The sequence below is a fragment of the Bacteroides sp. AM44-19 genome, from assembly GCF_003603395.1.
Classification (GTDB): Bacteria; Bacteroidota; Bacteroidia; order Bacteroidales; family Bacteroidaceae; genus Bacteroides; species Bacteroides uniformis.
In genome coordinates this window covers 1-7,369 of sequence record NZ_QTNB01000041.1, presented here as the reverse complement: position 1 = coordinate 7,369, position 7,369 = coordinate 1, and the positions used below count along the sequence as shown (strand labels likewise).

Here is a 7,369-nt window from a genome sequence, read left to right as displayed (position 1 = left end):
AGATAGCCAAATTCAGTGAATTACGGGCTATGATTGCTTGAATTTATATTTAATCTCCTATGCGCACTTTATCTCCTATCGAAACATTAATCTTGTCCAGGACTCCCGATATCTGCGATTTTATTTCGATCTCCTTCATCGGAAAAACATTGCCGGATATGTTTATTTCCTCTTTGATCTCGCGATATTGTGGTTGTGTAGTTTCGTAAATTGCCTTTGTACCTCTTAGCGAAGAACGAAAAGCAACAAATGCCAGTGTGGCGGAAAAGATGCAAATTAATATAATCTTAAATGTCTTCATTATCCTATATTTTCGTTTCTAATGGCGTCAATGGGTTGTATAACAGATGCTTTCATAGCCGGAAATGCTCCGGCAATGACACCGGACAAAATCAAGATAACCAAAGCGAGAACAGCTACATTTATATCTATTTCTGCATGCTTTATCATTGTCGCGTGACGGGCGCTTTCGAGCAACCAATTTATAATCTCAAGAATAGCTGCACCTGATATCAATCCGATGATACCGGAGATTACAGTTATGATGACAGATTCCGTCAGCATTAACACAAGAATGGATTTAGGAGTTGCTCCTACAGCCTTACGGATGCCTATTTCGCTACTCCTTTCTTTGATCACGACAAACATGATGTTGCTTACTCCAACAATACCACTTATCAGAAAACAAATTCCTACGATCCAGATAAACATTTTCAATCCATCAAAGAGTCCCTCAAAAGCAGATGTTTGTGTCTCAAAATTGATTATCTGTAAGGCTTGCTTATCAGAATAAGCAAATTGGTATTTATTAGCGATGAAGGCTCTCAGCTCATTCTCAAATCGCTTGGAATCAACTTCTTTGTTCAGATATAAACAGAAAGCGCGCAATGGAGTCTTATTGTCAATACAGTTTATGTAACTTGAGAAGGGCACATATACCGAATTGATTTCCGAAGCGCTGAAAATATCATCATTCTTTAGTACGCCTATCACCTTAAAATCAATACCGGCAATGTTGATCGACTTACCCAACGCTTTTTGATTATTAAATAAGGTCGTACTGACATTTTCGCCGATAATGGTAACATTACGGGTATTCTCGTCATCTCCTTTATTAAAATATCGTCCATCTTCGTTGATTTTAAGTATCTTAATTCCCATATAGTTTTCATTGATTCCTATAATCTTAAAAAGTCCGCTTTTAGCTTTATTCATCACTTGCGAATAAGGTCCTGTTATTTCAGGCGAAATAGCTTTTATCCCCGGGAACTGTTTCTTTATGCGGTTAAGAAAATGCAAATCGAAATGCAATTGTTCCCCTTCTCTGATATTCTTATACTTCACCCAGAATCCTCATCATTCCATACCATGACGGATTCACCATAAGTTACTAACGTGGTCACATAGCGGTGTGTGGTATTGATATTGTGCTGGGTTTGAAAAATAGCGATTGATTCATTCTCTATTTTCTGTACACGACTACGCTCGTGCAGAACAATAGCGACCATGCTGCCAATGATCGCCATTAAAAGAAAGTATCCTATAAATATTTTATGCTGCAAAAGTATTTTCATTGGCTTGATATTTTACAATCCAAATATTGCTTTCGTACAATATCTACATGCGGCAGAATCACGAAAAATATCCGAGATGAATAACACTAATAATAATTTCAAATTTTTCTATTTATTGCAGTTACATTCCTCCTCCCAACACATGATAAAGTTTGATTACACTTTGTATGCGTTCAAAACGAGTTTGTAGCTGTTGCACTTCCGCTTCGAGAAGAGACTGTTGGGCGGTCAACACTTCCAGATAGGTGGCATTGGAATGACGCATAAGCGATTCTGTCTTTCGCACAGCATCGCATAATGTTTCAACCTGTCGAGCATTGATTTCAATTTGCGATTTTGCCGTCTGCCATGCAGTCAGAGCATCGTTCACTTCTTTTCCAGCGTTCAGCAATGATTGCCGGAACAACAGTTTGGCTTCTTCCTGACGGCTTTTGGCTATCTTCAAGTTGGCGATGTTTGTGCCCCGGTTGAATAAGGGCTGTGTCAGGGAACCGATGGCATTGAGCAACCATTGTCCGGGATTTACGATTACGCCACCGCCGTTATTAGTCCATCCAAGAGTCCCCGAGAGGGTAATATTGGGATAGAAGGCGGCACGAGCCGCATTGGTGGCGTAGAACGCCTGCGCCAGTTCCATTTCAGCCTGACGCACGTCGGGACGGTTGGAAAGCAGTTGCAAAGGGACTCCAATCGAGACAGTATCGGGGAAAGCAGCCTCGGCCAGATTACTTCGTCCAATCGAGTGTGACGGCATGGCAAGTATCGCAGACAGGGCATTTTCTGTTTCGGAAATACTCTTGCGTATGGATAACAGGGATGCTTCGAGTCGCATCACGTTCGCCTTTGCCTGCAATACGCCGGCTTCGTTTGATTTCCCCACTTTTTTCAACGCTTCAAGAGTACGTACGGTAGTCCGCCAGTTCTCCAAAGTCCGGTTACTTATTGCCATTTGTGCGTCAAGCATGGCAAGGGTGTAGTAACTGTCTGCAATAGTGGCGACAAGCTGTGTCTGTACGGCCTGCCGGTAGGCACGGCTTCCTTGTAACGCGGCGGCTGCACCACGCTTTGCCGCCGTAAGTTTGCCGAAGATGTCCAGTTCCCAGCTTGCCGACGCTCCCACATTATATGTCTTTGCCGTTGCTCCGTCATGTTTATTGGCATTACCTTCGGCAGTCAGTCCCAGTGATGGAAGATATGATAGTCTGGCAGTCATCAGGACGGCTTCTGTCGCTTCCACGCGTAACCGTGCCACATTGAGGTCTGTGTTCCGTTCAAGTCCGGTTTCAATCAAGGACTGGAGTTTCGGGTCGGTAAACATTTCCCGCCACGACAGGGACGCGATGGTCGTTGTATCAATGTCCGCCGGTACGTCCCGATACAGATTCTCCGTTGAGAGGTCAGGACGATGATACCGGCTGTATGTGCCACAACCGGCAAACATCCATCCTGACAATATGATATATATTACTGTCTTCTTCATTTAATTATGCTTAACACGTTCTTGAATATATTGGAATACAATAAACAATGACGGCACAAGGAACAACAGAGCCAAAGTACCGACAATCATTCCACCGATTACACCTGTGGCAAGCGAACGGCTGCCGTTGGCACCCACTCCGTGCGCCATCATCAGCGGGACAAGACCGAACACCATGGACAGCACAGTCATCAATATAGGGCGCAGGCGGACTTTTGCCGCACTGTATGCTGCCTGTGCCAGCGTCATGCCTTCCGACCGCCGCTTGCCGGCGTATTCGGTAAGCAGGATGGCGGTCTTGGCAAGCAGGCCGATAATCATGATTAATCCGGTCTGCATGTAGATGTTGTTCTCCAGACCGAAGAGCCACGCAAACAGGAAACTGCCCATTAGTCCGCAAGGCACCGACAACAGAACCGCGAAGGGTATGAACACGCTCTCATACAAGGCGCACAGAATCAGATAGACCAGAACCATGCAGAGCAGGAATATAAGCGTGGCATTGTTGGTCGTCTTGCTTTCCTCACGCGAAATGCCGCCAAACTCGTATGTGTAATTTGACGGAAGCACTTCACGTGCCGTCTCGCCGATGGCTTCGAGCACCTGCCCTGAACTGTAACCCTGCGCCGGCGACCCGCTAATCGAGATGGCGTTGAACAGGTTGAAACGGGTGAGGTCTGACGGGCCGTTGGTCTTGGTCAGGCGCACGAACCGGCTCAAAGGCGACATGCCGCCATCGGAGGCGCGCACATACATGTGGTGCAGGGATTCCGCATTCACACGATATTCCGCCGGAGCCTGCATGGTCACATGGTAGAGCTTGGAGAACCGGTTAAAGTCGGAAACATATTGTCCGGTATAATAGCCCGACAATGTGGAAAGCACATCTGCGGGCGACACACCCGACTGCTCACATTTGGCGGCATCGATATCCACCCAGTATTGCGGATAGTCCGTGGCAAAGGAGGAATAGACTTCGCCGATTTCGGGTCGTTGCGACAAGGCTTCGACAAACTTGTCCGCCTCTTCCTTGAAAGCGGCGATGTTTCCGCCCGCCTTGTCCTGCAAATAAAGCTCGAAACCGTTTCCCATGCCGTACCCGGCAATCATCGGAGGCGACATGGCGAACACCGTGGCATCGGGAATATCTGAAGTGGCGGCATAAATCTTTCCGATGACATCATTCACCGACTGCCCCTCTCCCTTACGATCCTCCCAGTCTTTGAGTGTCACGAAATACATCGCCTGCGAGGGACCGGAACCGCTGAAAGAGAAACCGGCTACCGCACCGCTGTATTCAATCTCGCCGATGCTGTCGAGACGGCTGTTGATACGCTCCATCACCTTACTTGTCTGAGCCATGGATGTGCCGGGCTTCGTGTTCATGCTCACCATGACCGTCCCGGTGTCCTCTTCGGGAATAAGTCCCGTCTTTGTGACATTGACCAGCAGCACCAGCAACCCGAAAGAAATGCCTATGATGCTCCACAACAGCCATCGGCGATGGATAATGAACATCACTCCACGTACATAGCGTCGGCTCAGACTGTCGAAGACGGCATTGAACGCTTTACGGAAACGGGCTGCAAAATTGTTCTTAGTGTTGCCCTGCTCATCGATATAGGGTTTCAGCAGCAGCGCGCAAAGTGCCGGTGAGAGTGTGAAGGCATTGACTGCCGAGATTCCCACGGCAACAGCCATCGTGATACCGAACTGCGTGTAGAACGCTCCCGAAGTCCCGCCCATCATGGCTACGGGGAAAAACACTGCCATAAAGATTATGGTAGAGGTCAGGATAGCCGACGAAACGCCTTTCATGGCATCATCAGCCGCGAGAACTGCTGATTGATAGCCCTCATCGAACTTCGCCTGCACCGCTTCCACCACCACAATGGCATCATCGACCACGGTTCCGATGGCAAGCACAAGCGCGAACAGGGTGAGCAGGTTGATGGAGAATCCAATCATGGACATCACGGCAAATGTGCCGATGATGGAAACGAAGATGGATATGGTAGGGATAAGCGTTGACTTGATGTCCTGCAAGAACACATACACCACCACGATGACCAGAAGTATCGCTTCCAATAAGGTGCGGAGGACAGAGTGGATGGAGGCATACAGGAACTTGTTGGTATCGGTAAGCACCACGAATTCCGTCCCTTCGGGCAAGTCCCGGCTAAGGTCGTCAAGCACTTCGTGAATCTCCTTGATGGTGCTTGATGCATTGGACCCGGCTTTCTGGTTGATGAGCATCATAGCTGCCGGATGCCCGTTCACCTCGGAGGAATAGTTGTAGTATTCATCGCCCAGTTCCACATCGGCAACCTCTTTCAACCGAAGCACATTGCCGCCCGGCAGTGACTTGACGACCAGCTCACCGAACTCTTCCGCTCCGGACAAGCGTCCGCGGTATTTCATCGTGTATTCATTGGCGGTAGGATGATTGGCACCGAAGGAGCCGGTGGCGGCCTCGATGTTCTGTCGTGCAAGTACGGCAGAGATGTCATCGGGGATAAGCCCGTATTGCGCCATCTTGTCGGGACGCAGCCAAAGTCGCATGCTGTAGTTGGAACCGAACAACTGTGCCTTTCCCACGCCGCTGATACGTTTCAGCCTCGGCTCGACATTGATTTTCACGTAATTGCTCAGGAAGGTCTGGTCGAAGCGGTCATCGGGCGAATAGAGCGCGAAAGTCATCAGTTCGGCATTCTGCTGCTTTTCAGTGGTGACACCGGTCTTGGTGGCTTCCGCCGGAAGTTGGCTCAGTGCGCCGTTCACGCGGTTCTGCACGTTTACCGCCGCCATGTCCGCGTTGGTTCCCTGTTTGAAATAGATGTTGATGGAAGCATCTCCCGTATTCGATGCCGTGGAAGTCATATAGGTCATGTCTTCCACTCCGTTGATGGCTTCTTCCAGAGGGGTTATCACTGCCTTCTGCACGGTTTCAGCGTTTGCTCCCGGATAAGTTGCGAATACGTTGATGGTCGGAGGTGCGATGTCGGGGTATTGTTCCACCGGCAAGGAAAACATGGAAATCATGCCCAACAGTACAATCACCACCGAGATAACGCCCGAAAACACCGGGCGGTCTATAAAAAATCGCAGGTTCATTTCGTTTCGTTTTTAGGGGTTATGCTCATGCCTTCTCTCACCAGTCCCACGCCTTCGGCGACAATGGTGTCACCGACCGAAAGACCTTCTTTTACGATAAACCGGTTGCCGTCGTTCAGGCGGTCCACCGTGAGATAGGCGGCTTCCGCCTGTCCGTTTTTCAGACGGTAAGCGATAATCTTGTCCTGCAGTTCCACGGTGGCGGTCATGGGAATGGTTACGGCCTCCGTTTTCGGGTTTTGAAGGATGACATTGCCGATGCTGCCACTCAACAGTTCGCGGTCGGGATTGGGGAACAGGGCTTTGATTTGTACCGTTCCGGTAACAGGATCCACCACGCCGCTTACGGTTTCAATACGTCCTTTCGCCTTGTACAGGCTGCCGTCGTTGAGTTGCAGGCCCACTTCCGGCGTCCCGGCTATCATGCTGTCAATCGAGCCATAGCGAGCCGAATATCGCCGTAGCATATTCTCCGAAATGGAGAAATAGGCATACATCTCCGCATTGTCGGACACGACCGTGAAAGGCTGTGCCATATTGGGACCGACAAGCGCACCGATGCGATAGGGCAATGTGCCTACTACTCCGTTGCTCGGGCTTTTGATTTCCGTATAGGAGAGATTGTTGCGTGCATCCGATTCTTGTGCCTTTGCCTGTTCGAGTTCAGCACACGCCACTGCCAGTTGGTTCCGGGCGAGAGAAAGCTCGTAGTCGGATATGACCTTCTCGTCAAACAATGCCTGCTTGCCCCGCAGCTCGATTCTTGCCGTTTCCACTTTTGCCTGTGCCGCGCTGACATTGGCCTGCGCCGTGCGTAATGCCGCCCGATAGGGCACTTGGTCAATTACAGCCAATACTTGACCGGTCTTCACCCGTTCACCCTCTTTCACTTTCAGACGGATAATGCGCCCGGATATTTGCGGCAGGATGTCCACATCCTGCCGTCCGCGTATGGCGGCGGAATAGGACTCGGAGATTTCCACCGGACTTGCCGCGACCTTTATGACCCGATAACTCTGCACCGCATCCTGCTTGCCGTCCGCCTGCCTGCATCCGGTCGGCAGGAACAGCATGAGAGCAAATGCGGCGAAATTCGTGATAATGAATTGCTTGTTCATATTTTCTTCTTGTTTTGTATTAATTCATAAATTGATTTTTGGAACATGAATAAAAGTTTATCTTTTTCGTTCATGCGGATATT

The 7,369-nt window shown here is 49.2% G+C and carries 4 protein-coding genes and 1 pseudogene; all 5 read right to left on the bottom strand.

Annotation, left to right across the window (positions count from 1 at the left end; translation table 11 throughout):
* Window positions 1-300 precede the first annotated feature (300 nt).
* Window positions 301-1,344: an ABC transporter permease gene (locus DW947_RS21025; protein WP_005809236.1), complete on the bottom strand. Its 1,044-nt coding sequence runs from the start codon at window positions 1,342-1,344 to the stop codon at window positions 301-303.
* A gap of 2 nt (window positions 1,345-1,346) precedes the next feature.
* Window positions 1,347-1,574: pseudogene (locus DW947_RS21020) on the bottom strand (hypothetical protein); the annotation flags it as partial.
* Window positions 1,575-1,695: 121 nt separating this feature from the next.
* Window positions 1,696-3,054 (bottom strand): efflux transporter outer membrane subunit, encoded by a 1,359-nt coding sequence (locus DW947_RS21015; protein ID WP_005809240.1) that lies wholly within the window; start codon window positions 3,052-3,054, stop codon window positions 1,696-1,698.
* The gene (locus DW947_RS21010; protein ID WP_005809243.1) at window positions 3,055-6,168 is read right to left on the bottom strand and encodes an efflux RND transporter permease subunit; all 3,114 of its coding nucleotides are present in this window, start codon (window positions 6,166-6,168) and stop codon (window positions 3,055-3,057) included. It abuts the gene before it with no gap.
* A complete protein-coding gene (locus tag DW947_RS21005) occupies window positions 6,165-7,286 on the bottom strand; it encodes an efflux RND transporter periplasmic adaptor subunit (protein WP_005809248.1) in 1,122 nt (373 codons plus the stop codon). Before DW947_RS21005 ends, DW947_RS21010 begins: the two co-directional genes overlap by 4 nt.
* Window positions 7,287-7,369: the final 83 nt, after the last annotated feature.

Excerpts from the sequence above, each read along its gene's own strand:
- DW947_RS21015 (WP_005809240.1), bottom strand. The coding sequence starts at position 3,054 with ATGAAGAAGACAGTAATATATATCATATTGTCAGGATGGATGTTTGCC.
- DW947_RS21010 (WP_005809243.1), bottom strand. The coding sequence starts at position 6,168 with ATGAACCTGCGATTTTTTATAGACCGCCCGGTGTTTTCGGGCGTTATC.
- DW947_RS21005 (WP_005809248.1), bottom strand. The coding sequence starts at position 7,286 with ATGAACAAGCAATTCATTATCACGAATTTCGCCGCATTTGCTCTCATG.